The organism is Mesorhizobium sp. M0030 (genome assembly GCF_040323695.1).
GTDB lineage: Bacteria > Pseudomonadota > Alphaproteobacteria > Rhizobiales > Rhizobiaceae > Mesorhizobium.
On the sequence record NZ_JAMYVE010000010.1, the window covers coordinates 233244 to 255091 of the forward strand.

A 21848-nucleotide genomic window follows, 5' to 3' on the forward strand; every position below is an offset into this window, starting at 1 on the left:
TATAGGGGGGAGAATTCCTTGCCGCAAGCGCCAGCTTGGGATTGCGGCCTTTCTCCCCGGTATTTTCGTCGCGCGCGCCGCCTGGCTTGGGCTATATCTAGCCGATTGCTTCGGATTCGAAGCCTTGTGATGATAAGGCCTTTCTACCGTTGGAAGGCCCTTCTACTTTCAGAAGGATTGGGCGTGACCGACGACGTGACCAACCAGCCGCCGCCGCTGACGGGCGGCAACGCCTGGCGGGGCGATCCGTTGCTGATCCAGCTTGCCGAGCGTTTTTCCGATCCGGTGCGCAAGGACCTCGATGGGCTTGGCCGGTTCGTCCTGACGCAGGAGGCGCAGGAGCTGGCGCGCCTCGCCAATGTCGAGACGCCGAAGCTCCGCACGCATGACCGTCAGGGCCGGCGCATCGACCTCGTCGAATTCCATCCGGCCTATCATGCGCTGATGCGCCGCTCGGTTGCCGGCGGCCTGCATTCCTCGATCTGGGAAAACGGCGATAGCGAGATCGGCCGTCGCCATCAGGTGCGCGCCGCGCGTTTCTACCTGACCGCCGAACTCGAGACCGGGCATCTCTGCCCCATCACCATGACCAGCGCTTCGCTGGCCGCCCTGATGGCCAGCCCAAAGCTGTTTCGCGAATGGGCGCCGCGCGTGACGACGCGCAAATACGACCAGAGCCAGAAGCCGCCGGTCGACAAGGCCGGGCTGACGCTCGGCATGGGCATGACCGAAAAGCAGGGCGGCACCGACGTGCGCGCCAACACCACACGGGCCGAACGCGCCGGCAGCGGCTTTTATCGCCTCACCGGCCACAAATGGTTCATGTCGGCGCCGATGTCGGACGCTTTTCTCGTGCTTGGACAGGCGCCGGAAGGGCTTTCCTGTTTTCTCGTCCCGCGCATCCTCGGCGACGGTTCCGGCAACGGCTTCCGCTTTCAGCGGCTGAAGGACAAGCTCGGCAACCGCTCCAACGCCTCATCGGAGGTAGAGTTCGTCAACGCCATCGGCGAGATGGTCGGCGAGCCCGGCGCCGGTATAAAGACGATCATGGACATGGTCACGCTGACCCGGCTCGACTGCGCCGTCGCCTCGTCGGCAATCATGCGAGCGGGGCTGGCTGAGGCCGTGCATCACGCCCGTCACCGCCAGGTGGCCGGCTCGACGCTGATCGAACAGCCGCTGATGCAGCGCGTGCTGGCGGACATGGCGCTCGATGTCGCCGCCGCCACGGCACTCTCGTTCCGACTGGCGCGCTCCTTCGACGAGGCTGCCGGCGACCGCGGCGAGGCTGCTTTTGCCCGCGCCATGACCCCGGTGGTCAAATACTGGGTCTGCAAGATCGCGCCGCCACTGCTCTATGAGGCGATGGAGTGCCTCGGCGGCAATGGCTATGTCGAGGAAGCGCCGCTCGCCCGCTACTACCGCGAAGCCCCGGTCAATGCGATCTGGGAGGGCTCAGGCAATGTCATGGCGCTCGACGTGCTGCGCGTGCTCGGCCGCGCGCCCGGCCTGTTCGAGGAGGTGCTGGCCGGCATCGACCGCGATCTCGGCGCCGGCGGACGCGGAACCATTGGCGTGCTCAAGGCGGCCATGCAGGTCGCCGGCACCGATGAGGGGTCGGCCCGCCTGCTGACCGAACAGCTGGCGCTGTCGGCGGCAGCTGCGGAATTGCGCCGGCTGGGGGCAGGGCGGATTGCGGACGCCTTCGTCGAGACGCGGCTCGCCGGCCAGTGGCGCAACACCTATGGCATGCTCGATTCGCGCCACGATGCGCGCATGATCGTCGACACGCTCTATCCGCCGGTGAATTGAGGGCCTTCCGCCAGGCCTTGAACGAATTTTGCCTGCCTGTGGAAAGCCGTTAACCTTAACGAATGGTTTCCGTTGCAGCCGCAGGCCGCAGACCCCACTGTCTTTGTCACCAAAGCAGGAATGCCATGCGGCACATTTTGACGTCCTTTCTGGCCTTGCACTGGGCGCTGGTTTTCGCCCTGCTGGCGTTCATCTGTGTCGATGGAAACCGCGGCGTTGCGGGCGCTCTGGGCGTGCTCGGGGTCGTCGTGGAAAACACTCGTCTGGCCGATCTCGACAATGCTGCCGTCGTGGCGCCGCTGGCCATCGCCTTGCTGGTCGTGGCGGTGCTGTTTTGCTGGGTCTTCGTCGAGAGTCTGGTTAACGCCGCAGCGAGCCCGGACGGAGCCGACAGTGTGGCGCGGACCGCCTTCACTTCGGCATCCGCGGTGTTGTCGCTCATCCTGATCGGCGGCGCAGCGCGAGGCATCAACGGCCTGTTTTTGGTTGTCGCCGTGCAATTGGCGGCACTTCTGGCCTCCTATGTCGCCATGCTGGCCGAGCGGAGGTCGGTCTTCGCCGTCATGGTTTCGCGGGAGGCAGAGAGTCGCGCCACCGCCCATGCCATGGCCAAGGGTGCCGCGCACGGCTCCTTGCTGTCGCGCATTTCCGGCCGTCCGGACATTGGTCCCAGCGGTCCCAGAGGCGGCTCCAGCCGCAGGGACGGTCACTGATGCGCACGCTGTTCGCATTGTGGGCCGCGCCACTCGCTCTGTTCTGGGGCTGGTTCTTCCTGTCGCTCAACGACATCAATTTCGGCTACGTCATGCTCAGCCGGCAGCTGCATGATTTCGTGTTCCAGCTCTACGGGCAGATGCTGGGCATCGATCCGGCGATCATTCCGGGCATGGTGGCAAGGGCCTGCGTCTTTGACGGCTTCCTGCTGATGGCATTGTGGGCGTTTCGCCGCCGCCGCAACATCACGGCCTGGGTCAGGCGGCAGGCGGGGAATCCGGTTCCGTCCGATCGCGTGGGTCAAGCGACTGGAGCCGGTCCAGAACTCCCTGCAGAATAAAGGCCGCAGCCGCCGAATCGATCTTGCCGGCGCGCTTTCGGCGCGAGAAATCCATCTCGATCAGCGTCCGCTCCGCCGCCACCGTCGACAGCCGCTCGTCCCACAGCACGAAGGGCAGGTCGGTTATGCCTGCCATGTTGCGCACGAAGGCGCGCGACTTCTGGGCGCGGGGACCTTCCGAACCGTCCATGTTGATGGGGAGACCGAGTACAAACGCACCGACATTGTCCTTCTGCAGCTGGGCGAGCAGCGCTGCCGCATCCAGCGAAAACTTTTTGCGCAGGATGACCGGGCGCGGATGGGCAAAGGACAGGCCGCGGTCGGAAACGGCGACACCGATCGTCTTGTCGCCGAGGTCGAGCCCGGCCAGCGTCCTGCCGCCTTCCAGGCGTGACGGCAGATCCTCGATTGCTATGATGCCCAACGGCTTTCCCCACCAGCTTTACCGTGACCCAGTCTTAACCGTGACCCAGACTTACCGTGACCCAGACTTGCCGTAACAAAGACCGCGACACGTTCTTTTGAACCGCGAGCACACTATGTCACTTTAATTTTGCTGCCGGCGTTCTATCTTCCGGCGCAACCAAAATCGAGGAACACGATCGATGAAATTGACCTGGTACGGACATTCCGCCTTCCGCGTCGAGACATCAGGCGCGACCATCCTGATCGACCCCTATCTCGTCGGCAACCCATCATGGACGAGCGGCTGGGAGGGGCCGGCGGAAGGCGTCACCCATGTGCTTTTGACCCACGGCCACAGTGACCATGTCAGCGGCGCGGTGGAGGTGCTGAAGAAGAGCGGCGCCCAGCTGGTCGCCAATTACGAGATCTGCATGTACCTGGTCGGCAAGGGCGTCGACGGCAAGAAGATCAATCCCGGCAATCATGGCGGCACCGTCGATTGCGGTGCCTTCACCACCACCTTCGTGCAGGCACTGCATTCCTCGTCGTTTGGACTCGATGGCGGCCAGAACGTCTACCTCGGCAATCCCAACGGGCTGGTCCTGCATTTCCCGGAGGACAAGACGCTCTACCATATGGGCGACACCGACATCTTCTCCGATATGGCGCTGATCGAGGAACTGCATGAGCCGAAGATCGGCCTCGTGCCGGTCGGCGACCGCTTCACCATGGGCGGCGCGGTGGCGGCCCTGGCCTGCCGGCGCTTCTTCCACTTCGACACGGTCGTTCCCTGCCATTTCGGCACCTTCCCGATCATCGACGCGACGGCGGAGAAGTTCGTGGCCGGCCTCGAAGGGTCAGGTGTCGACGTAGCCTTGCCAGCGATCGGCCAAACGATCACACTATAGAGCGATCGTTGAAACGATCCCTTGTCGCAAAGGGGAATTAAACCATGGGTTTGAGAGAGACTCTTTGCGTTTCGATGCTGGTCGCTGCGTCGCCCGCATCCGCCGCCGAGGACTTCATCAAGGGCGTTTACCTCCAGACCCAGGAGCTTTGCGCGCAAGCCAAAAAGGACACGCTGCAGACGCTGATCGACACCGGCAATGTCATCTTGTCGGCGGACGGCCTGCAAAGCGTCGAGTATAATTGCGAGTTCGTCCAGGTCACCAAGGCGACGCGCTCGCCGAGCTGGGCGGTCACTGCCATCTGCCAGGAGCCGGGCTTTCTCTTTCCCGATATACTGTCGATCACGCAGATGAACGCGACCCAAATCGACATCGTCTCGGTGCGCCCGACCGCCGACGAAGGCGAGCAGGCCGGCAATGGCGGCAGCTATTATCTGTGCGAGGGTGTATCGCTGCCCTAGGCTGAAATGCCGCCCTGGCATGAACGGGCTCTATCCCCAAGCACGATCGATGTTGCGCGGCACGCGCCACGCCGCTATAGCGCCATCTGGTTTTCCCAAAGGCTAAAGACATGTCCGTTGATCTGCAAACTGTGAAGCGCGTCGCGCGTCTCGCCCGCATTGCGGTGAGCGAGGAGGATGCCGAGCGCATGACCGGCGAGCTGAACGCCATTCTGGGCTTTGTCGAGCAGCTGAACGAGGTTGATGTCTCCGGCGTCGAGCCGATGACATCGGTGACGCCGATGGAGATGAAGAAGCGCCAAGACATCGTCACCGACGGCAACAAGGCCGCCGATATCGTCGCCAATGCGCCGGCCACTGACGAGAATTTCTTCCTCGTGCCGAAGGTCGTGGAGTAGGCGGCCGATGGCAATCGAGATCGCGATCGAAACGCCGCTGCAGGACGATGTCCGCGCTTTGGTCGAGGAGCTCAACGCGGCTCTGCTCGAACTGACGCCGCCGGAGCATTGCTACCATCTGACGGTCGAGCAGATGGCTGGCGACGACACCACCGTCTTTATCGCCCGCGACGACGGGCAAGCCATCGGCTGCGGCGCGCTGAAGCGCCATGATGCCCGCGTCGGTGAGGTCAAGCGTATGTACACGCGGCCTTCGCATCGGGGCAGGAAGATCGGCGCCAAGATCGTCGAACATGTCGAAACGCTGGCGCGCAGCGAAGGGCTGAAGCGCCTGGTGCTTGAAACCGGCGACCGCCATCCCGCCGCCTGGACCGTCTACGAACGCGCCGGCTTCTCGCGCTGCGGGCCGGTGCTGGATTATCCCGATTCCGAGTGGTCGGTGTTTTACGAAAAGAGCCTTTGATGAGCGAACTGACCCATCTGACAATTTCGCAGGCGCGCGCCAAGCTGCGCGCCAAGGAGATTTCGGCCGTCGAAATCACCGAGGCCTATCTCGGTGCCATCGAGCGCGCCAATCCGGTGCTCAATGCCTACATCGTCGTCACCGGCGACAAGGCGCGCGATATGGCCAAAGCTTCCGACGCCAGGCTCGCCAAGGGCCATGGCGGTGCGCTGGAAGGCATCCCTCTCGGCATCAAGGACCTGTTCGGCACCGAAGGTATCCACACCCAGGCCTGCAGCCATGTGCTGGACGGCTTCAAGCCGCGCTACGAATCGACCGTCACCGCCAATCTGTGGGCAGACGGCGCCGTCATGCTGGGCAAGCTTAACATGGACGAGTTCGCCATGGGTTCGTCCAACGAGACCTCCTATTACGGCCCTGTCGTCAATCCATGGCGGCGTTCGCGCCTCGACACGGTGGTGATGCCGACCACGCATCAGGGCGATGGCGGTTTCGTTTCGGCCGGCGGCACCAAGACCGCGCGCACGCTGGACAATGCCCAACTGGTGCCGGGGGGCTCGTCGGGGGGCTCGGCTTCCGCCGTCTCGGCTTTCCTGTGCGCCGGCGCCACCGCCACCGACACCGGCGGCTCGATCCGCCAGCCAGCCGCCTTCACCGGCACCGTCGGCATCAAGCCGACCTATGGCCGCTGCTCGCGCTGGGGCATCGTCGCCTTCGCTTCGTCGCTCGATCAGGCCGGCCCGATCGCCCGGGACGTGCGCGATGCCGCGATCATGCTGAAGTCCATGGCCTCGGTCGACGCCAAGGACACCACTTCCGTCGACCGGCCGGTGCCGGATTACGAGGCGGCGATCGGCAAACCGATCAGGGGCATGAAGGTCGGCATTCCCCGGGAATACCGCGTCGACGGCATGCCGGAAGAGATCGAGGCGCTGTGGCAGAAGGGCATTGCCTGGCTCAGGGATGCCGGCGCCGAGATCGTCGACATTTCGCTGCCGCACACCAAATATGCTTTGCCGGCTTATTATATCGTAGCGCCTGCCGAAGCATCGTCCAATCTGGCGCGCTATGACGGCGTCCGCTATGGCCTGCGCGTGCCGGGCCAGGACATTGTCGACATGTACGAAAAGACCCGAGCCGCCGGGTTCGGTCGAGAGGTCAAGCGTCGCATCATGATCGGCACCTATGTGCTGTCGGCAGGCTATTACGATGCCTACTATCTGCAGGCGCAGAAGGTGCGCAATTTGATCAAGCGCGACTTCGAGACGGTTTTTGCCGACGGCGTCGACGTCATCCTGACGCCGGCGACGCCGTCGGCCGCCTTCGGCATCGCTGACGAGGACATGGCCGCCGATCCGGTGAAAATGTACCTCAACGACATTTTCACGGTGACCGTGAACATGGCCGGACTGCCGGGCATTGCCGTGCCTGCCGGCCTCGATGCCAAGGGCCTGCCGCTCGGCCTGCAGCTGATTGGCCGTCCCTTCGACGAGGAAACCCTGTTCCAGACAGCCGCCGTCATCGAGCAGGCGGCGGGAACCTTCCAGCCGGAGAAGTGGTGGTAGCATGCCGCCTCCGTCTCGCATTTCCATCGTCGAGACGGGAAACGAACTGCTGATCGCGAACCCGCCACGCATCTCGGATTTCAGGACAGTCTTTGTCCTGATCGGGGCCGCGATTGTCGCCTACACCGGCTACATGGGATTGACGGATATGTCGTCCGCAACGCTCACCAGCGGCACGCTCGGCCTGCTGTCCTTCGTGGCGGTCATTGCCCTCTTCACCTATTTCCTGGGCAAGGATTTCATCTGGCGGGTGTTCGGCAGGGAAACCCTGCGGCTGACCGACACCGCAGCCGTGCGCTCGGTGAGGGGTTCCTTGCGAAATCGGTGGTCACTGCCTTTGAAAGGGCATCTTAGGGTCGAAATCCTCGACCATACCTATCCCACGGACGAAGTGGGACTGTCGGAAGTCATCAGCTTGACCAACGCGAACGGCGTCCTTGTTTTCGGCAGGGAGTTAAGCCGCCTCGAAGCGGAAGCGGTAGCGAGTGCGGTCGAGCACTTCACCGGCCGTCACAATTTGAGCTGGAGATAGGCAGGCAATGTTCTTCTATCTCTCCAAGGTATTCTGGTTCTTCGTCCAACCACTCAACCTGGCGATCTTCCTGCTGCTTGCCGGCTTGCTCGCGGCGCTGATCGGCCGCCGGCGATTGGCGGCGACGGGCAGTGTGTTCGCCTTCCTGATTCTGGCGCTGTCGGCCTGGACGTCGCTTGGCGCCATGATGCTCAATCCGCTCGAAGAGCGCTTCCCAAAGCCGCCGCTGCCGCGGAAGGTCGACGGCATCATCGTGCTCGGCGGCGGCTTCGAGGGCGCCATCAACTTGGCGCGCGGCGGCTATGAGCTGAATTCCGGCGGCGACCGCATGGTCGAGGCGGCGATCCTTGCCCGGCGCTTTCCCGAGGCGAAAGTGGTTATCTCGGGCGGCACCGGTGAACTGTTCATCGATGGCGAGGGGGATGCGGCCACCGCGCCGCGGCTGCTCGGTGCGCTTGGCGTCGACGCCGATCGCCTGATGCTCGAGAGCAAATCCCGCAACACCTATGAGAATGCCGTCTTCACCAAGGAACTGGTAACGCCGAAATCGGGCGAAACCTGGCTGCTGGTGACCTCCGCCTTCCACATGCCGCGCGCCAAGGCGCTGTTCGACAAGGCCGGCTTTCACACGGTCCCGTGGCCGGTCGACTATCGCACCTCGGGCAAGGAAGGCTTTGGCCTGTTTCGCGACAACGCACCCGATTCGCTGCAGACCACGACCATGGCGATCCGCGAGTGGATCGGGCTCGCCGCCTATTGGCTGTCGGGCCGGATCGACCAGCTTTTCCCCGGCCCGGGCGGCTGACCGATCACGGCTTGCCTTGCGGCGGAAAAGAACTGACGCCGCACCAGCACTGCCAGTAGCAGCAGCGTCGACAGCACGAACACGATCGGGTCGACGAACCAGCCGAGATAGCCGATCGAGAAGAACACCGCGCGCAGGCCTGAATTGAAATGCTTGCCGGCCAGCATGTTCATGCGCGCCGCGCGCCACACCGCCGTTTCGCTGACCGGGTTGCGTGACGCCTCGCCGTAGGGGATCGGCACCGCGCCGATCAGGATCGTGCAGTAGTTGAAGAGACGGTAGGCCCAGCCGAACTTGAAGAAGGCGAAGGCCAGGATCAGGACCAGGCCAAAGACCTTGATCTGAAAGGCGGAGCGCGATGAGGTCGCGTTCAACGGCAGGTCGTTCAGCACGGCAAGGACCTGATCCGAGGCGCCAAGCAGCGCGAAACAGCCACCGAGCGCAATCAGCGAACTGGAGGCGAAGAAGGCGGTGCCTTGCTGCAGGCCGCTCATGATGGCGGTGTCGACGATGCGGATTTCGCGCTCGGCCATGGTGCGCATCCAGGCCTCGCGCTGCACGTTCATGGCCATCGTCAACGACACCCGGCTGACCAGTCTGCCGTCGGACGCCAGCGTATGCAGCAACCATGCAAGCAGGAAAAAAGCCAGCGCCGCCAGATCAGCCGTCGACAGATGGAAGGAATCGCCCATGCCCCCTTTTACCACAGGCAAAGCGGTCAGTTCGATGCTCCAAAGCATGTCGCCCAGAAGTGAGCTGCGGTTCTGGGACAACCACATGCATTAAAACAAGAACTTAAAGCGCGTCGCATGAACCCGTTTCAGCGCGACGCGCTTTCAGCCGGGGATGTCGCTGCCGGAGCAAACAAGGTCGGCAGGTGCAGCGCCGCAATCCGCAAAACAGCACAAACATCATGGAAAGTCCTATATGTAGGTCTTGATCCCATTCCCGGAGACGGCGCAGCGTGTTTCTTTCGGTTTTCGACTTGTTCAAGATCGGCATCGGACCGTCGAGTTCGCACACGATGGGACCGATGACGGCGGCGCGGCGGTTTCTCGACGAGATCGCCGGCGATGACTGGCCGCGCCCGGCCGGCGTCAAGGTCGATCGCATTGGCGCCAGCCTGCACGGCTCGCTCGCCTATACCGGTATCGGCCATGGCTCGGATCGCGCCGTTGTCCTCGGACTTGCTGGCCTGACACCGCAGACGGTCGATCCCGATCAGGCCGAGGGCATCGCCACGCGCATCGCCGCCGAGAAGCGGATATCGCCACGCGGCCATCCCTCCTATCGCTTCGATCCGGCGACGGATCTGGTGCTCGACCGCAAGACGCCGCTCACCGGCCACGCCAACGGCATGGCCTTCTACGCTTACGATGCCGGCGACCGGCTGCTGCTCAAGCGCATCTACTATTCCATCGGCGGCGGCTTCGTGGTGTCCGAGGAAGAGCTGCAGCGGATGAAGGTGAAGGGCTCGGTGACCACAGAAGGCAAGGAGGTGCCCTATCCCTTCAAGAATGCCGTCGAGATGCTGAAGATGGCAGGCAAAAGCGGCCTGTCTATCGCCGACATGAAGCGCATCAATGAAGAGACGCATATGTCGCGCGAGGAGCTCGACAGCGGCCTTGATGCGATCTGGGGCGCCATGAAGGGCTGCATCGACCGCGGCCTGTCGCAGGACGGCATCATGCCGGGCGGGCTGAAAGTGCGCCGTCGTGCCCGCATGCTGCACGACAAGCTGCAGGAGCAATGGCAGCAGAACAAGCCCAACCCTTTGCTGGCCAATGACTGGCTGTCGATCTACGCCATGGCGGTGAACGAAGAGAACGCCGCCGGTGGACGCGTCGTCACCGCGCCGACCAATGGCGCGGCCGGCACATTGCCGGCGGTGCTGCGTTACTGGCTGCATTTCCACCCCGAGGCCGACCAGCCGAGCATCCGCGACTTCCTGCTCACGGCGGCCGCCGTCGGCGGCATCATCAAGACCAATGCCTCGATCTCCGGCGCCGAAGTCGGCTGCCAGGGCGAGGTCGGCTCGGCCTCGGCGATGGCTGCCGCGGGTCTCTGCGCCGTCATGGGCGGCACGCCCGAGCAGGTCGAGAACGCCGCCGAAATCGCGCTCGAACATCATCTCGGCATGACTTGCGATCCGGTCGGCGGTCTGGTCCAGGTGCCTTGCATCGAGCGCAACGCGCTCGGCGCCGTCAAGGCGGTCACCGCCGCCTCTCTGGCGATCAAAGGCGACGGCGTCCATTTCGTGCCGCTCGACGCCGCGATCGAAACAATGCGCCAGACGGGCCTCGACATGAACGAGAAGTACAAGGAAACCAGCCTTGGTGGGCTCGCCGTCAATGTCGTGGAATGCTGACCGCGCAACGCCACTGGCACTGTGGAGAAGTCGGGCAGGGCCGTTGACGCAATCGCGCGCCGGACTAAACCTTAAGCGATGGCACTCAATCTCCTAAAACTGTGCGTCGGTTGCGACAGCGTCGAGGACCTCGAAGAATGGATCGCCTTCCGCCTCGATGAGCGCCGCCGCGCCGGCGAACCCGCCGAGCACTGGCACACAACCCGCATGGTGCCGACGCGCGGCGCCGAGGTCACCGATGGCGGTTCGCTTTATTGGGTGATCAAGGGCAGCGTGCAATGCCGCCAGCTGATCACTGATATCAGGCCCTTCACCGACGACGAAGGCATCGGCCGTTGCCGCCTGATGCTCGACCTCGACGTCGTGCGCACCGACTGGCAGCCGCGCCGCGCCTTCCAGGGCTGGCGTTATCTCAAACCTTCGGATGCGCCCGCAGATATCGGCAAGGGCAAGGCCGGAATGGTCGAGATGCCGCCGAAACTGAAGCGCGAGCTCGCCGATCTGGGCTTGCTGTAGAGCCAAGGGCGCGGCCGCTTCTCCCAGAGCGTCGAGCGCTGGCCCTTCATCTTGTCCAAGGCTGGACTTGCAAGGGGGCCGACAACGCCACATCTTGCTTCTTATGAGCGACAAGAAGCAGCGCGTGCCCGCAAGGGCCAGTCCTGCGCCGGTCAAGCCTCAATCCAATGCCGGCGAGATCGACGCCTTTATCCGTCAGGCCCGGACGCTTGCCGCGTCCGCGACCGGCTGCGGGCGGCTGATCCTTGCCCTCGACGCAACGATGAGCCGCCAGCCGACCTGGGATGTCGCCGCCAAGCTGCAGGGCGAGATGTTCGACGCCGTTGGCAAGGCCGGCACCCTCAGTGTCCAATTGGCCTATTTTCGCGGGTTGGGCGAGTGCCGCTCGTCGGCTTTTGTCGCCGACACCAATGCCCTGAAGCAGCTGATGACGCGGATCGACTGCCGTGCCGGCCACACCCAGATCGGCAAGGTGCTGGCGCATGCGCTGAAGGAAACGGCGGCGGCCAAGGTCAATGCGCTGGTCTATATCGGCGACGCCATGGAAGAGGATATCGACGACCTGGCGCAGAAGGCCGGCAGCCTCGGTCTGCACGGCGTTCCCGTCTTCGTCTTCCAGGAAGGCCATGATCCCGGCGCAGAAAAGGCGTTCAAGGAGATTGCGCGGCTGTCCAAAGGGGCTTGGTTCCGATTTGATCGGCGGGCTGCCGCGACCTTGGCCGGGCTGCTTTCGGCGGTTGCCCTCTATGCGACGGGTGGATTGAAGGCGCTCGAGGCAAGGGACAGGCCGGGAGATCGGCTGCTGATCGAGCATCTCAGGGGCGGCGGGAATTGATGGGCGCTATCATTGCACTTGTTGCACTGTTTCTGGTGCTGCTCGGCGCGGCGACGATCTTTGTCCGTGCCGATGCGCAAAAACTGGCAAGCGGCATGCGCACGCTCGGGCCGGTGCTTCTGGCGCTGGTTGGCCTTGCCGTGCTGGTGGTCGGGCGCGAAGGCATTGCCGGCCTCATCCTGGCCGCGGCCCTTGCCTGGTACGGTTCGATGCGAATGAAGCGGCCGTCGGTCGGGCCGGCGCCCGGCAAGCGCTCGACGGTGCGGACCGCCGCACTGGAAATGGAGCTTGATCACGATACGGGCGGGCTTGAAGGCCTGGTTCTGGCCGGCCGCCATGAAGGCAAGATGCTGGGCGCGATGGGCCTGGCCGAGCTGCAGCAGCTTTACCGCGAACTCCCCGGCGACCCGGAGAGCCGCCAGCTCCTAGAGACGTATCTTGACGGCCGTTTTCCCGTCTGGCGCAAAGACGCTGAGGCGAACGGTGGCGAAGGGCTGGGTGTTGCGCCAGGTGCGGGCGCCATGACTAAGGAGGAGGCCTACAAGATCCTTGGTCTTGAAGCGGGGGCCGCCGCGGCGGATGTCCGCAAGGCGCACCGCCGCCTGATGCAGCGCCTGCACCCCGACATCGGCGGCACGTCTTTCCTGGCGGCGCGGATCAACGAAGCCAAGGACGTCTTGCTCTCCAATCACAACTAGTCTCCTTCGACGCAGTAAATTTTCGGGAGATGGTTCCGACGCCGCCCTACTGTTGGACGGCGTAGCAGGCGATTTTCTTTTTCTTCAGGGCATTGCAGGCATTCCAGGCCGCGTCCTTCGAGCGGAAGCCGCCGAACCGGGCGCGGTAATAGGTCTCGCCATCCTTCTGGAAGGCGACGGTGAAGCCGGAAGCAGCCCCAAGAACCTTGGGCGCCTGCTTGGCGGTCTTGTCGAGGAAAGCCTGGGCTTCGGACTGCTTGGGCGACGACGCCACCTGCACCGCCCAACCAGCCGGCACCGAGGCCGTGTTGACCGGGTCGACCGCCTGTGGGGATGCAGGCGTGGGTTCGGCGTAGGCAGCCACAATCTGCGCAGTTTCGACCTTCGGCGCCGTCACGATGACGGTCTTGACCTTCCTGGTCTTGACGACGGGGGCGGGCTCTTCGACCGCGGCCACCGTCTGTTCGTCGGCAGACTGGCCTTCAGCAGACTGCTCGTCAGCGGATGTCGGATCGTCATTGGACGCTACGGCATCGTCTTCAACGATCGGCTTGCCATCCGGCGTCGGCGCGTCATGCTTGGGCAGGAAGACCTTGGCCAGCGCCTTGACCGGATTGTCGCCGCCGGCCTTGGCGACCAGTGCGCCGCCGCCGCGGGTCGATGCGCGCGGCATGTAGGCGTTGATCAGGCCGGCCATCTGGTTGTCGCGGCTGCGCCCCGAAGTGCCGCCCATGACGACGGCGACGAGGCGGCGGTTGCCATCCGAAACCGACGAGACCAGGTTGAAGCCGGAGGCGCGGGTATAGCCGGTCTTGATGCCGTCGACGCCCTTGATGCGGCCGAGCAGGCGGTTGTGGCCATTGATGCGCTGGCGGCCGTAAAGGAAGGATCGCTGCGAGAAATAGCCGTAATACTGCGGATAATGTTCCCTGAGCGCTATGCCGAGCATCGCCATGTCGTGGGCGGTTGTGAACTGGCCGGGATCGGGCAGGCCGTTGGCATTGCGAAACACTGTGCCGTCCATGCCGAGCGCGCGCGCCTTGGCGGTCATCATGCGGGCGAAATTGCTTTCGCTGCCGCCGAGCAGTTCGCCGAGCGCGGTCGCCGAATCATTGGCCGACTTGGTCACCATCGACAGGATGGCGGTCTCGACCGAAACCGCTCCGCCCGCCTTGACGCCGAGCTTGGTCGGCGGTTCGGCCGCCGCTTTGGCCGAGAACGGCACGGGCGTGTTCCTGCTGATCCGGCCCTTCGCCATGGCCTCGAAGGTCAGATAGAGCGTCATCATCTTGGTCAGCGACGCCGGGTAGCGCCGGCCGTTGGCATCGGACGAATAAAGCACCTTGCCGGTCTTGGCGTCGACGACGATCGCCGAAGACCTGGCGGCCATCGAGGACGCGGCATCCGCAACGACAAATGACATCGCCAATGCGAGGATCATGATCGTTTTGAGGGAAGATGCGGATTTTGAACCGAAGACCGACAACGCCTGACGCACTGATAGTTCCTTTGAAACTCATTGCCCTGGAGGCGGCAAAGGGATCCGACCTCACTTGTCGTCAAACTATCGCGGCCAGCGTTACCAATCCGTTTATGGTAACCGGCGCGTTCACCATTTTCCTCGGGCTTGAGCCTTTCTTTATTCGAATTTTAGCTGTTGCCGGCGCAGCGCGGCCTGATGCCGCTGAAATCTTGACTTTTGTGCAGCGCACAATATATTCTCGTGCATTGCACAACCGCGCTCAGGCAAGGGCGCTTCAAAACGCCAAGGGAAACGTCAAATGACCCAGACCTACGAGGACTTCTCGAAATACGGCAAGGAGTTTGCCGATACCGGATTGAAGAGCTTCACCTCGCTCTCCAAGGGCGCGCAGGCGATCGCCACTGAAGCTGGCGAATACACCAAGAAGAGCTTCGAAGCCGGCAGCGCCGCGGTCGAAAAGCTGTTCTCCGCCAAGTCGCTGGAAAAGGCGGTCGAGATCCAGTCCGACTTCGCCAAGCAGAGCTATGAGAGCTTCGTTGCCGAGGCGACCAAGTTCGGCGATCTCTATGCCGATCTCGCCAAGGAGGCTTACAAGCCCTTCGAATCGATTGTCGCCAAGGCCAAATAATTTCGCTCGAGAATACCAGGCACGGCCTTTCGGGCTTGCAAAACAGACCCGGTCGCGGATGCGCGGCCGGGTTTTTTCATGCCGGTTTCAATTCCGGGGCTTTGGCGGTTCACGATTTTGAAAATCGCCTCGGTTTGCCCACCTAGCCATATTGTCAGCTAACAAGAAGGGCTTAAAATCGTCCATCGAACACCTACATATCGAACTCGCCATGGGGATTCGAAAGAGGCAGGATTACGTGACTTCAGGTTTGACTGCCACAACAAGTGTGGTGCGGATGCAAAGTGACGGCGACGGCAATGAGGCCGGTCGCGGCACAGCCGTCATTACGCGCACCAAGACCAAGACCAAGAAGCCCAGCCTTTACAGGGTCCTCATCCTCAACGACGACTATACGCCCATGGAGTTCGTGGTTCACGTCCTGGAGCGTTTTTTTCAAAAGGACCGCGAAGCCGCCACACGCATCATGCTTCATGTTCACAATCATGGGGTGGGCGAGTGCGGGGTCTATACATTCGAGGTGGCCGAGACCAAAGTGTCTCAGGTCATGGATTTCGCCCGACAGAATCAGCATCCGCTGCAATGCGTGATGGAGAAGAAGTGAGGTAACATGCCGGCTTTCTCCCAAGGCCTGGAAAAGGCGCTTCACCAGGCGCTGACGCTCGCCAATGAGCGGCACCATGAATATGCAACCCTAGAACATCTGCTGCTCGCCCTCATCGACGACACCGAGGCGGCCGCCGTTATGCGCGCCTGCAACGTCGATCTCGACGAGCTGAAGCACACCGTTCTGACCTATATCGACACCGAACTCGACAATCTGGTCACCGGTTACGATGAGGATTCCAAGCCGACCGCCGGCTTCCAGCGCGTCATCCAGCGCGCCGTGATCCATGTGCAGTCATCCGGCCGCGAGGAAGTGTCCGGCGCCAACGTGCTCGTCGCCATCTTTGCCGAGCGCGAGAGCCATGCCGCTTATTTCCTGCAGGAACAGCAGATGACCCGCTACGACGCGGTCAACTACATCTCGCACGGCATCGCCAAGCGCCCCGGCGCATCGGAGACGCGCTCGCCGCGCGGCGCCGATGACGAGCAGGGCGGCCAGAACGGCGCCGAGCCGCAGGAGGAAGGCGGCAAGAAGAAGCAGCAACAGGATGCGCTGACGGCTTATTGCGTCAACCTCAACAATAAGGCCAAGGCCGGCAAGATCGATCCGCTGATCGGCCGGGAGAGCGAAATCAACCGCACCATCCAGGTGCTGTGCCGCCGCTCCAAGAACAACCCGCTCTATGTCGGCGATCCCGGCGTCGGCAAGACGGCGATTGCCGAAGGCCTGGCCAAGCGCATCGTCGAAGGCGATGTGCCCGAAGTGCTGCAGGACGCCACCATTTTCGCGCTCGACATGGGCACGCTGTTGGCCGGCACGCGCTACCGTGGCGATTTCGAAGAGCGGCTGAAGCAGGTCGTCAAGGAGCTCGAGGATTATCCGGGCGCCGTGCTGTTCATCGACGAGATCCACACCGTCATCGGCGCCGGTGCGACGTCCGGCGGCGCGATGGATGCGTCGAACCTGTTGAAGCCGGCGCTGTCTTCGGGTGCCATCCGCTGCATCGGCTCGACCACTTACAAGGAGTTCCGCCAGTTCTTCGAGAAGGACCGCGCTCTGGTGCGGCGCTTCCAGAAGATCGACGTCAACGAGCCGACCATCGAGGACGCCATCGAGATCATGAAGGGCCTCAAGCCCTATTATGAGGAATTCCACAAGGTGAAGTTCACCAACGAGGCGATCAAGGCTTCGGTGGAACTGTCGGCCCGCTACATCAACGACCGCAAGCTGCCGGACAAGGCGATCGACGTGATCGACGAGACCGGCGCCTCGCAGATGCTGGTGCCGGAAGCCAAGCGCAAGAAGACGATCGGCATCAAGGAGATCGAAGCCACGATCGCCACGATGGCCCGCATCCCGCCGAAGACGGTTTCGGCCGACGACGAGAAGGTGCTGCAAGGCCTCGACATCGAGCTGAAGCGCGTCGTCTATGGCCAGGACACCGCCATCACCGCGCTGACCTCGGCAATCAAGCTGGCGCGTGCCGGCCTGCGCGAACCGGAAAAGCCGATCGGCTCCTACCTGTTCTCAGGCCCGACCGGCGTCGGCAAGACCGAAGTCGCCAAGCAGTTGGCTGCCTCGCTCGGCGTCGAGCTGATCCGCTTCGACATGTCGGAATATATGGAACGCCACACCGTTTCGCGGCTGATCGGCGCGCCTCCCGGCTATGTCGGCTTCGACCAGGGCGGTCTGCTTACCGACGGGGTCGACCAGCATCCGCACTGCGTGCTCTTGCTGGATGAAGTCGAGAAGGCGCATCCGGACCTGTTCAACATCCTGTTGCAGGTCATGGACCACGGCAAGCTGACCGACCACAACGGCAAGCAGATCGACTTCCGCAACGTCATCCTGATCATGACCACCAATGCGGGCGCATCGGATGCGCAGCGCGCGGCGATCGGTTTCGGATCGACCAAGCGCGAAGGCGACGATGTCGAGGCCATCAACCGGTTGTTCACGCCGGAGTTCCGCAACCGTCTCGATGCGATCATCCCGTTCGGTTCGCTGCCGGTGCCGGTCATCCATCAGGTGGTGCAGAAGTTCGTCATGCAGCTCGAGGCCCAGCTCTCCGAGCGGGGCGTCACCTTCGACCTGTCGCCGGACGCGATCGCCTGGCTGGCCGACAAGGGCTATGACGAGCGCATGGGTGCGCGGCCGCTCGGCCGGGTCATCCAGGAGCACATCAAGAAGCCGTTGGCCGACGAGGTGCTGTTCGGCAAGCTCAAGAAGGGCGGCACGGTGCGCGTCACCGTCGAGAAGAAGGAAACCGGCGAAACCGGCCTGAAGCTCGAATCACTGGCCGACGAAGCCCCGGTGCAGCCGAAGCAGGAGCCGGAAGAGGCGCCGAAAGCCCGCAAGGCGGTGGCCAAGAAGCCCGTCGCCAAGAAGGCGGTGGCGCAGAAGCCTCAGCCCAAGGGCAAGGACGAGCCTGAGCCCAAGGGCAAGGATGGCGGCAAGCGCAGCCTGGTGCCGCAACTGCCGCGCAAGAGCTAAAAAGTTCGCCTATGAAAAAAGGGCCCGGTGACGGGCCCTTTTTTCATTGGCTGGCCGGTTTGCCGACACAGCGCCCCTGCTTTTCAGGTCAGATGTTGTTAGGTCAGGCGGCGACGCCCTCGGGTGCAAACTTGCCCAGGAAGTACCCGCACGCCTTCCAGATGGCGATCGAAATCAGAACGCTCGCATAGCCATCCACGGCATAATGCCAGCCAAGGACGACCGAGCCGACCATGATGATTGCGGCGAATGCCCACATCAAAAGGCCGGCCAACCGTGAGCGGCGTGTTGCATAAAGCGCGAAAAGCACCGCCATCGCCACATGCATGGACGGGAAGGCGGATATGCCGAGACTGCCTCGCGTCGCCCCGATATAGCCGCTCCACACAATGTCCTGCGCAAGGTGAAAAAAAGCTGCCGAGTGCGAAGGCGCAGCCACCGATCCAGAAAGCGAAAAGAAGGTATTGGGCATAGTCTTCCAGCACGCCGAAATCCGGCATGTTTCCGGTGCGCAGGCCGACCGCGGCTGCCAAAAGCAGGGCAGCGATGGCCATCGCGTGCAGCAGAGCGGTGTCGCCGGCAGGCGTCCGCCAAGGTGCGCAGAAAGGCCCGGCCGGCAGCTGCTTTTACCAACGGCTCTGATGTCGCAACCGAATGTTCCACGATTTTTAAAACCCAAACGCATCCCGGTACGGCACTTTATCACGGGGTGGTTTGATATTTTCCTAACCGACGTGGTGGATTGTGGCTGAGCGCATCGCCCTGAGGCGCACGCCACCTCAACCGTTCAGCGCTGCCCGGATCCTGGCCGCGTTCTCAGTCAGCAGTTCGGGCTTCTCCATCTGTCCCGTATGCGGCTTGAGCGCGATGCCTTCGAACCGCGGGATGACATGGACATGCAGGTGGTAGACGGTCTGGCCAGACGCCGGTTCGTTGAACTGCAGGATGGTGACCCCGTCAGCGCCGAAAGCCTTTTTGACCGCCAGCGCCACCTTCTGGACCGTGGTGAACAGCCGGCCGAGCGTCGCCGGATCGGCATCGAGCAGATTGCGCGACGGTGCTTTGGGCACCACCAGCGTGTGACCGGGGCCTTGCGGCATCACATCCATGAAGGCGACCACGGCATCATCCTCGTAGACGCGGTGCGACGGGATTTCGCCGCGCAGGATCTTCGCGAAGATATTGCTGGGGTCGTAAGCCTCGGTCATGGCGGCGCTCCGGGAGTATGCTCCCGGTGTAGCGAAGCTGTCCCGGACCGGCAAGATGGTCCGGCGATATCGACAGGCGAGGGCAGGGCGGATCGCTATTCCTCAAGATCCTTGCGGAACGGCGTATGCTCTTCCAGAATTTCGCCCATCCGCTCGACCTCGCGCCGCTCACGCCGGAGATAATCGGCCACAGCATTGCGCAGGCCGGGATGTGCGATGTAGTGCGCCGAATGCATGGTCACGGGACGATAGCCGCGCGCCAGCTTGTGCTCACCCTGCGCGCCGGCCTCGACCACCTTCAGCTTACGCTCGATGGCGAAGTCGATGGCCTGATGGTAGCAAACCTCGAAATGCAGGAACGGGTGGTCCTCGATGCAGCCCCAATTGCGGCCGTAGAGCGCATCGGAGCCGATGAAGTTGATGGCGCCGGCGACATAGCGGCCATTGCGCTTGGCCATTACCAACAGGATATCCTGGGACATGCGCTCGCCGATCAGCGAGAAGAACTTGCGGTTGAGATAAGGCCGGCCCCATTTGCGGCTGCCGGTGTCCATATAGAAGGCGAAGAAATCGTCCCAGGCCCCTTCGGTCAGGTCCTTGCCGGTCAGCCGGTCGATCGAGATATCGTTGGCGAGCGCCTCGCGCCGCTCCTTCTTCATCGCCTTGCGCTTGCGCGATGCCAGCGTAGCGAGGAAATCGTCATAGGTCGAAAAGCCTTCGTTGAAGAAGTGGAACTGCTGGTCGGTGCGGTGCAGGAAGCCGGCTGCTTCCAGCGTTGCAACGTCGCTTTCACTGGCGAAGGTGACATGCGCGGACGACACGCCGAGCTTTTCCGTCACCGCCTTCAGGCCCGCTGCGAGACCGGCCTTCACAATGGCGCTGTCCTCGCCTTTGCTGACCAGCAGGCGAGGGCCGGTGACCGGAGAGAACGGCACGGCGCATTGCAGTTTCGGATAGTAGTTGCCGCCGGCGCGTTCGAACGCATCGGACCAGCCGTGGTCGAAGACATATTCGCCCTGGCTGTGCGATTTGAGATAGCAGGGCACGGCGCCCAGCAATCTGCCTTGGGCATTTTCCAGTCTGAGATGATGACCTTGCCAGCCGGTACGCCGCACAGCGCAGCCGGAATCTTCAAGCGCGCTCAGAAAAGCATATGAAACGAGAGGGTTATAGCCATTTTCTGTGTCGCTGCGGGTTGTGCCGGTAAAGCCGTTCCACTCGTCGCAGGTGAAGGCATTGATGCCGGCGGCAACGCGGATGGAAAACTCCGCATTCGCCGTTTGCCCGTCACCTTCATCACCCTGATCCATGGGGCTTATTTAAGCTCTGTCGGGGCCGCTACAAGTCACGTTTCAGGCACTTCCATCAGGCGACATTGACCAGATCGGGTTCGAACCCTTCGAACGTCATCTGGTCGGCGTATTTGAAGGTGAGATCCACCGCCGGCTGGTCATGCACCGTCCAGGTGATGACAGGCATTTTAAGCCTTTCGCGCACGAAGCTGACGAACGGGTTCGGCAGATCGCCCGCGGCATAGGAGGTGAAGGCGAGGTCATGCGCCAGCATGGCGAAATGCGCCTCGATCAACTGGTTGTCCTGGCCATAGGCCGTGAGCCCGCCCGGAATTCCTGGCGCATCCCTGGGGAAATCGCGGACCAGCCAGTGGTCGAACGACATGATCGCCGCCTTGCCCTTGTAGCGCTCCAGCATCTTGCCGACGCTCGCCACCAGGCCCTCGTCGTAGCCGGGCACACCCTTCAATTCGACCACCAAAGGCACGCGGCCGTCGACCAGGTCGAGCACCTCCTGAAGTGTCGGCACATGGTCCTTGGTGCCGCCGATCCTGAGCGCCGCCAGTTCCGCTGCCGTGCGCTGCCAGACGAAGCCGTCCTGGCCGGTCAACCGACTGAGATCGCCGTCATGAATGATGACGGGGACGCGGTCGGACGACAAATGCACGTCGCATTCGATCGCATAGCCGCGCTCGGCGGCAGCAGCGAAGGCCGACAGCGTGTTTTCCCAGCGCGTCTTGTTCATGTCGTGAAAGCCGCGATGCGCCACCGGGCGGGCGGTCAGCCAGGAAAGGTCGGTCATTGTCTTGGTCCTGCTCATGCGACCTCGAAGACGGCTTCGATTTCCACTGCGGCATTAAGCGGCAGACAGGCGGTGCCGACGGCGGAGCGGGCATGCTTGCCGCGCTCGCCAAGGGCCGCGACCAGGAAATCGGAGGCGCCATTGGCGACCAGATGCTGCTCGACGAAATCCGGCACTGATGCAACAAAGACGGTGATCTTGACCAGCCGCTGGATTTTTTCGAGATCGCCAAGTGCTGCTTTTGCCTGCGCCAAGATGTTGATTGCACAGTACTTTGCGCCTTCCTTGCCGGTTGCCGTGTCGACGTCGCGGCCGAGCAGGCCGCTTGCCTGCAGCTTGCCGTCCTTGAGCGGCAACTGCCCGGCGGTGAACAAAAGATTGCCGGACCTGCAATAGGGCACATAGTTCGCGGCGGGCGCTGCGGCGGCAGGTATCGTCACGCCGAGATCGCTTAGCCGCTTTTCGATTGTTTCACTCATCGTATTTCCCTATTGCTTGGAGACGCCGCGCTGGCC

General features: G+C 62.9%; 26 protein-coding genes. 18 read left to right on the forward strand and 8 right to left on the reverse strand.

Features of this window, described 5'->3' with window-relative positions; translation table 11 throughout:
- Nucleotides 1-129 precede the first annotated feature (129 nt).
- From NKJ80_RS21015 to NKJ80_RS21025, 3 genes are all read left to right on the forward strand, one after another.
- A complete protein-coding gene (locus tag NKJ80_RS21015) occupies nt 130-1812 on the forward strand; it encodes a DNA alkylation response protein (protein WP_502902214.1) in 1683 nt (560 codons plus the stop codon).
- A 125-nt stretch (nt 1813-1937) separates the two neighbouring features.
- The gene (locus tag NKJ80_RS21020) at nt 1938-2525 is read left to right on the forward strand and encodes a hypothetical protein (protein WP_352498245.1); all 588 of its coding nucleotides are present in this window, start codon (nt 1938-1940) and stop codon (nt 2523-2525) included.
- On the forward strand, nt 2525-2866 hold the full coding sequence (locus tag NKJ80_RS21025; protein ID WP_023693426.1) for a DUF6105 family protein: 342 nt from the start codon (nt 2525-2527) through the stop codon (nt 2864-2866). The genes NKJ80_RS21020 and NKJ80_RS21025 overlap by 1 nt, the downstream gene beginning before the upstream one ends.
- Here NKJ80_RS21025 and ruvX read toward each other — a convergent pair.
- Entirely contained in the window at nt 2784-3290 is a 507-nt protein-coding gene (gene ruvX / locus NKJ80_RS21030) for a Holliday junction resolvase RuvX (RefSeq protein ID WP_023726663.1), read from the reverse strand. The genes NKJ80_RS21025 and ruvX overlap by 83 nt on opposite strands.
- Before the next feature lie 181 nt (nt 3291-3471).
- Here ruvX and NKJ80_RS21035 point away from each other — a divergent pair, with 181 nt between their 5' ends.
- From NKJ80_RS21035 to NKJ80_RS21065, 7 genes are all read left to right on the forward strand, one after another.
- Entirely contained in the window at nt 3472-4179 is a 708-nt protein-coding gene (locus tag NKJ80_RS21035; RefSeq protein WP_023684673.1) for a metal-dependent hydrolase, read from the forward strand.
- A 44-nt stretch (nt 4180-4223) separates the two neighbouring features.
- Nucleotides 4224-4640, forward strand: coding sequence for a hypothetical protein (locus tag NKJ80_RS21040; RefSeq protein ID WP_023670998.1), 417 nt, complete (start codon nt 4224-4226; stop codon nt 4638-4640).
- Nucleotides 4641-4750: 110 nt separating this feature from the next.
- On the forward strand, nt 4751-5038 hold the full coding sequence (gatC, locus tag NKJ80_RS21045; protein WP_023670999.1) for an Asp-tRNA(Asn)/Glu-tRNA(Gln) amidotransferase subunit GatC: 288 nt from the start codon (nt 4751-4753) through the stop codon (nt 5036-5038).
- A gap of 7 nt (nt 5039-5045) precedes the next feature.
- Nucleotides 5046-5501, forward strand: coding sequence for a GNAT family N-acetyltransferase (locus NKJ80_RS21050; RefSeq protein ID WP_023671000.1), 456 nt, complete (start codon nt 5046-5048; stop codon nt 5499-5501).
- Nucleotides 5501-7066, forward strand: coding sequence for an amidase (locus tag NKJ80_RS21055; RefSeq protein WP_023671001.1), 1566 nt, complete (start codon nt 5501-5503; stop codon nt 7064-7066). The genes NKJ80_RS21050 and NKJ80_RS21055 overlap by 1 nt, the downstream gene beginning before the upstream one ends.
- Nucleotide 7067: 1 nt before the next feature.
- Nucleotides 7068-7598, forward strand: coding sequence for a hypothetical protein (locus NKJ80_RS21060; RefSeq protein WP_352498246.1), 531 nt, complete (start codon nt 7068-7070; stop codon nt 7596-7598).
- 7 nt (nt 7599-7605) lie between these two features.
- On the forward strand, nt 7606-8403 hold the full coding sequence (locus NKJ80_RS21065; RefSeq protein WP_352498247.1) for a YdcF family protein: 798 nt from the start codon (nt 7606-7608) through the stop codon (nt 8401-8403).
- On the opposite strand, the gene NKJ80_RS21070 is transcribed toward NKJ80_RS21065, so the two are convergent.
- Nucleotides 8352-9095 carry a DUF599 domain-containing protein gene (locus NKJ80_RS21070; protein ID WP_023671004.1) on the reverse strand — a complete coding sequence of 248 codons (744 nt, stop codon included), beginning with the start codon at nt 9093-9095 and terminating at the stop codon, nt 8352-8354. The two genes, NKJ80_RS21065 and NKJ80_RS21070, sit on opposite strands and share 52 nt — an antisense overlap.
- A gap of 272 nt (nt 9096-9367) precedes the next feature.
- Here NKJ80_RS21070 and NKJ80_RS21075 point away from each other — a divergent pair, with 272 nt between their 5' ends.
- The 4 genes from NKJ80_RS21075 to NKJ80_RS21090 all read left to right on the forward strand — a co-directional run bounded on the left by NKJ80_RS21075 (nt 9368) and on the right by NKJ80_RS21090 (nt 12820).
- Nucleotides 9368-10771 (forward strand): L-serine ammonia-lyase, encoded by a 1404-nt coding sequence (locus NKJ80_RS21075; protein ID WP_352498248.1) that lies wholly within the window; start codon nt 9368-9370, stop codon nt 10769-10771.
- A gap of 78 nt (nt 10772-10849) precedes the next feature.
- Nucleotides 10850-11287, forward strand: a complete 438-nt coding sequence (locus tag NKJ80_RS21080) for a DUF1489 family protein (protein ID WP_023671006.1) — start codon at nt 10850-10852, stop codon at nt 11285-11287.
- Between the two features lie 103 nt (nt 11288-11390).
- Nucleotides 11391-12122 (forward strand): VWA domain-containing protein, encoded by a 732-nt coding sequence (locus NKJ80_RS21085; protein ID WP_352498249.1) that lies wholly within the window; start codon nt 11391-11393, stop codon nt 12120-12122.
- Nucleotides 12122-12820 carry a DnaJ domain-containing protein gene (locus tag NKJ80_RS21090; RefSeq protein ID WP_023700739.1) on the forward strand — a complete coding sequence of 233 codons (699 nt, stop codon included), beginning with the start codon at nt 12122-12124 and terminating at the stop codon, nt 12818-12820. The genes NKJ80_RS21085 and NKJ80_RS21090 overlap by 1 nt, the downstream gene beginning before the upstream one ends.
- A 46-nt stretch (nt 12821-12866) precedes the next feature.
- Here the strand turns inward: NKJ80_RS21090 and NKJ80_RS21095 are convergent, their stop codons facing one another.
- Complete coding sequence (locus tag NKJ80_RS21095) at nt 12867-14261, reverse strand: SPOR domain-containing protein (protein WP_502902215.1); 1395 nt, start codon at nt 14259-14261, stop codon at nt 12867-12869.
- A 68-nt stretch (nt 14262-14329) separates the two neighbouring features.
- Between NKJ80_RS21095 and NKJ80_RS21100 the strand changes: the two genes are divergently transcribed.
- The 4 genes from NKJ80_RS21100 (at nt 14330) to clpA (ending at nt 18031) form a co-directional block, all read left to right on the forward strand.
- A complete protein-coding gene (locus NKJ80_RS21100) occupies nt 14330-14605 on the forward strand; it encodes a hypothetical protein (RefSeq protein ID WP_023726657.1) in 276 nt (91 codons plus the stop codon).
- Entirely contained in the window at nt 14602-14931 is a 330-nt protein-coding gene (locus NKJ80_RS21105; RefSeq protein ID WP_023671011.1) for a phasin family protein, read from the forward strand. Before NKJ80_RS21100 ends, NKJ80_RS21105 begins: the two co-directional genes overlap by 4 nt.
- A 277-nt stretch (nt 14932-15208) precedes the next feature.
- Nucleotides 15209-15535 carry an ATP-dependent Clp protease adapter ClpS gene (clpS, locus tag NKJ80_RS21110; protein ID WP_023671012.1) on the forward strand — a complete coding sequence of 109 codons (327 nt, stop codon included), beginning with the start codon at nt 15209-15211 and terminating at the stop codon, nt 15533-15535.
- Nucleotides 15536-15541: 6 nt separating this feature from the next.
- Complete coding sequence (gene clpA / locus NKJ80_RS21115) at nt 15542-18031, forward strand: ATP-dependent Clp protease ATP-binding subunit ClpA (RefSeq protein ID WP_023700736.1); 2490 nt, start codon at nt 15542-15544, stop codon at nt 18029-18031.
- Between the two features lie 103 nt (nt 18032-18134).
- On the opposite strand, the gene NKJ80_RS21120 is transcribed toward clpA, so the two are convergent.
- The 5 genes from NKJ80_RS21120 to NKJ80_RS21140 form a co-directional block, all read right to left on the reverse strand.
- A complete protein-coding gene (locus NKJ80_RS21120) occupies nt 18135-18710 on the reverse strand; it encodes a phosphatase PAP2 family protein (protein ID WP_352498251.1) in 576 nt (191 codons plus the stop codon).
- A 100-nt stretch (nt 18711-18810) separates the two neighbouring features.
- The gene (locus tag NKJ80_RS21125; protein WP_023754875.1) at nt 18811-19239 is read right to left on the reverse strand and encodes an HIT family protein; all 429 of its coding nucleotides are present in this window, start codon (nt 19237-19239) and stop codon (nt 18811-18813) included.
- A 95-nt stretch (nt 19240-19334) separates the two neighbouring features.
- Nucleotides 19335-20549, reverse strand: a complete 1215-nt coding sequence (locus tag NKJ80_RS21130; RefSeq protein ID WP_023696547.1) for a GNAT family N-acetyltransferase — start codon at nt 20547-20549, stop codon at nt 19335-19337.
- A gap of 55 nt (nt 20550-20604) precedes the next feature.
- Nucleotides 20605-21333, reverse strand: a complete 729-nt coding sequence (locus tag NKJ80_RS21135; protein WP_023706226.1) for a glycerophosphodiester phosphodiesterase — start codon at nt 21331-21333, stop codon at nt 20605-20607.
- 14 nt (nt 21334-21347) lie between these two features.
- Entirely contained in the window at nt 21348-21812 is a 465-nt protein-coding gene (locus NKJ80_RS21140) for a RidA family protein (protein WP_023693441.1), read from the reverse strand.
- Nucleotides 21813-21848 lie beyond the last annotated feature (36 nt).

What these genes read in the sequence shown, in the direction of transcription:
- NKJ80_RS21080 (WP_023671006.1), top strand. Translation starts at nt 10,850, where the DNA reads ATGGCACTCAATCTCCTAAAACTGTGCGTCGGTTGCGACAGCGTCGAG.
- NKJ80_RS21055 (WP_023671001.1), top strand. Translation starts at nt 5,501, where the DNA reads ATGAGCGAACTGACCCATCTGACAATTTCGCAGGCGCGCGCCAAGCTG.
- NKJ80_RS21140 (WP_023693441.1), bottom strand. Translation starts at nt 21,812, where the DNA reads ATGAGTGAAACAATCGAAAAGCGGCTAAGCGATCTCGGCGTGACGATA.
- NKJ80_RS21105 (WP_023671011.1), top strand. Translation starts at nt 14,602, where the DNA reads ATGACCCAGACCTACGAGGACTTCTCGAAATACGGCAAGGAGTTTGCC.
- NKJ80_RS21090 (WP_023700739.1), top strand. Translation starts at nt 12,122, where the DNA reads ATGGGCGCTATCATTGCACTTGTTGCACTGTTTCTGGTGCTGCTCGGC.
- NKJ80_RS21020 (WP_352498245.1), top strand. Translation starts at nt 1,938, where the DNA reads ATGCGGCACATTTTGACGTCCTTTCTGGCCTTGCACTGGGCGCTGGTT.
- gatC (WP_023670999.1), top strand. Translation starts at nt 4,751, where the DNA reads ATGTCCGTTGATCTGCAAACTGTGAAGCGCGTCGCGCGTCTCGCCCGC.
- NKJ80_RS21070 (WP_023671004.1), bottom strand. Translation starts at nt 9,095, where the DNA reads ATGGGCGATTCCTTCCATCTGTCGACGGCTGATCTGGCGGCGCTGGCT.
- NKJ80_RS21050 (WP_023671000.1), top strand. Translation starts at nt 5,046, where the DNA reads ATGGCAATCGAGATCGCGATCGAAACGCCGCTGCAGGACGATGTCCGC.
- clpS (WP_023671012.1), top strand. Translation starts at nt 15,209, where the DNA reads ATGCAAAGTGACGGCGACGGCAATGAGGCCGGTCGCGGCACAGCCGTC.
- NKJ80_RS21065 (WP_352498247.1), top strand. Translation starts at nt 7,606, where the DNA reads ATGTTCTTCTATCTCTCCAAGGTATTCTGGTTCTTCGTCCAACCACTC.
- NKJ80_RS21015 (WP_502902214.1), top strand. Translation starts at nt 130, where the DNA reads ATGATAAGGCCTTTCTACCGTTGGAAGGCCCTTCTACTTTCAGAAGGA.
- NKJ80_RS21135 (WP_023706226.1), bottom strand. Translation starts at nt 21,333, where the DNA reads ATGACCGACCTTTCCTGGCTGACCGCCCGCCCGGTGGCGCATCGCGGC.
- NKJ80_RS21025 (WP_023693426.1), top strand. Translation starts at nt 2,525, where the DNA reads ATGCGCACGCTGTTCGCATTGTGGGCCGCGCCACTCGCTCTGTTCTGG.
- NKJ80_RS21130 (WP_023696547.1), bottom strand. Translation starts at nt 20,549, where the DNA reads ATGGATCAGGGTGATGAAGGTGACGGGCAAACGGCGAATGCGGAGTTT.
- NKJ80_RS21060 (WP_352498246.1), top strand. Translation starts at nt 7,068, where the DNA reads ATGCCGCCTCCGTCTCGCATTTCCATCGTCGAGACGGGAAACGAACTG.
- NKJ80_RS21040 (WP_023670998.1), top strand. Translation starts at nt 4,224, where the DNA reads ATGGGTTTGAGAGAGACTCTTTGCGTTTCGATGCTGGTCGCTGCGTCG.
- NKJ80_RS21085 (WP_352498249.1), top strand. Translation starts at nt 11,391, where the DNA reads ATGAGCGACAAGAAGCAGCGCGTGCCCGCAAGGGCCAGTCCTGCGCCG.
- NKJ80_RS21095 (WP_502902215.1), bottom strand. Translation starts at nt 14,261, where the DNA reads ATGATCCTCGCATTGGCGATGTCATTTGTCGTTGCGGATGCCGCGTCC.
- NKJ80_RS21035 (WP_023684673.1), top strand. Translation starts at nt 3,472, where the DNA reads ATGAAATTGACCTGGTACGGACATTCCGCCTTCCGCGTCGAGACATCA.
- clpA (WP_023700736.1), top strand. Translation starts at nt 15,542, where the DNA reads ATGCCGGCTTTCTCCCAAGGCCTGGAAAAGGCGCTTCACCAGGCGCTG.
- NKJ80_RS21125 (WP_023754875.1), bottom strand. Translation starts at nt 19,239, where the DNA reads ATGACCGAGGCTTACGACCCCAGCAATATCTTCGCGAAGATCCTGCGC.